Here is a 1,988-nt window from a genome sequence, read left to right as displayed (position 1 = left end):
TACTTTTTGCCGTCGATAGTCTGCCAGCCGGTGAGCAAGCTGCCGTCAGCAGCGAAGTAGTACTTTTTGCCGTCGATAGCCTGCCAGCCGGTCAGCTTCTGCTGGTTTTGGTAGTAATAACGGTGGCCGGATTCAGTTTTCCAGCCGTCGGGAATTTGCTGTGTATTCTGTTGATTATTATTTTGTTGGTTATTTTGGTCTGTATTCTGTTGGTTATTTTGTTGGGTATTTTGTTGAGTATTTTGTTGAGTATTTTGTTGAGTGTTTTGTTGAGTGTTTTGTTGTGTATTCTGTTGAGTATTCTGTTGATCTGTTTGCGTGTCGGCAAAGGCCTGAACTGGCTGCAGGAAGCAGAGGCACAGGCTGGCAGCTGCCAGAAATTTATAAGGCGTTTTTTTCATAAAGGTAGATTTTCTCATAGATTACAGGAAAGGACGCTTGATCCCGGCAACGATGTTCCGCTGCCCGTTGACGATTGGCTGCACCATGATGCGCGGCGGCCAGCTTTCGATGACCATGTTGTGGCCAAGGTAGATGGCTACGTGCCAAATGGTCCGGGTGCCTGGCTGGTAGTAGAAGACCAGGTCACCGCGCTGCCGGCTGGCATAGGAAACCCGCTTCAGCTTTTTATCAGCCCACAGGTTCCGTGAATTCCATTCATTGCCAGGATGGGCGTGACCGATGGCGCTGACCGGCACAGGGCTGATCCCGCCGGCGTAAAGGCTCTGAATGACCAAACCGGAACAGTCAGTGCCGTAGCGGGTCATGGAAGATGAACCAACCAGGTAAGGATGGCCAAGATACTTGTAGGCCTGCTTGATCATGGCCTCAATGTGGGCCTTGCGTCCCTGCCAGGCTTGGGCGCCAAGAGGAGCGGTGTAGCTGTCGATCTGCTTGAAGAGCTTCGTGCCCAGGCCGAGCTTGGTCCAGGTCTTTTGGTCGACATTGCCCGTTACCTTCAAATGGTGGCTGGCCTGGAAGCGGCGGACAGCGTACCAAGTGGCGGTATTGTAGTAGTTGTAGCCATTGTAGGTGCCAAGCCGCTTCATGATGAGGTAGGTCTTGATGCCTTCATAGCCGCGCTTGACAGTGTAGCCCACCTGGCCGTAAGGCTTGACTTGGGTATAGTGGATCTGGTGGTACTGCTTCGGGTTTTGGTAAGGCTTGACGATTGTCAGATCGCTCTTTTTGGCAGCCAGATATTTGCCATTGTGCAGTTTGAGCACGGGGATGCCCGCGGAATTCTTCTTCAAGCTGCTGACCAAGTAGTAGCTCTTCTTGGCGGCCGTGGTGCTCTTTTTGGTCAAAGACAGGTTGCTGTAAAGAGTTAAGGCCCGCTTGGTCCGAACGACGGTTGGTTTGGCTGTCAGATAATCCTTGAGGTTGACCTTGACCTTGGCAGGCGCGGCTTTTTTAGCAGATGAGCTGGTTGAAGCCGCTGACGACTGCTTGTTGCTGGTAGTAGCGTTAGTCGCGGCAGTTGTACCAGTCGCGGCAGTTGTGCCATTTGTAGTAGTCGTGCTAGTCGTAGCAGTCGTGCTTGTAGTCGCAGTGGTAGTTGCAGTTGTTGCAGTTGTGTCTGCCAGAGCCGGCTGTACGCCTAAAGAAAGGCAAGCCAGCAAGGCAGCGGAAAAAATTATTTTTTCTTTTTTCATTCTCCACACTTTTCCTTTTCATAAATAACAATAACTTTTACACAAATTAATTATACATTTTTTACTTTGTCAAAATAGCGTTTCCTTTAAAAAGTTATTTATTAAAGCAAAAAAGAGCATCCGCACGGGATTGATATGACCCCCGAAATTAGGACACTAATTTCGGGGGTTATTTTCATGACTAAATACACTAAAGAAATAAAACTCGCTATCTACCACGAATGGGTAGACGATCATAGAAGAGGCACCTACCTCAGCCGAAAATATGGGATGGAGCGTGGAGGAATCCAATATTTGGTAGACTTGATCCAAAAGCATGGCGAAGCCATTTTG

1 protein-coding gene and 2 pseudogenes are annotated in these 1,988 nt (G+C 49.1%); 1 reads left to right on the top strand and 2 read right to left on the bottom strand.

Features of this window, described 5'->3' with window-relative positions:
* Positions 1–401, bottom strand: a pseudogene (locus tag lacNas_RS04575) (hypothetical protein); the annotation flags it as partial.
* Positions 402–422: 21 nt separating this feature from the next.
* Positions 423–1,586, bottom strand: a complete 1,164-nt coding sequence (locus lacNas_RS04570; RefSeq protein ID WP_373868023.1) for an NlpC/P60 family protein — start codon at positions 1,584–1,586, stop codon at positions 423–425.
* 246 nt (positions 1,587–1,832) lie between these two features.
* On the opposite strand from lacNas_RS04570, the pseudogene lacNas_RS14470 reads away from it, so the two are divergent.
* Positions 1,833–1,988 (top strand): annotated as a pseudogene (locus lacNas_RS14470) (IS3 family transposase); the annotation flags it as partial.

It is taken from the genome of Lactobacillus nasalidis, from assembly GCF_016587775.1.
Taxonomy (GTDB): domain Bacteria; phylum Bacillota; class Bacilli; order Lactobacillales; family Lactobacillaceae; genus Lactobacillus; species Lactobacillus nasalidis.
Note: the sequence above shows the minus strand (reverse complement) of the source record. Positions and strands in the feature narration are given on the sequence as shown.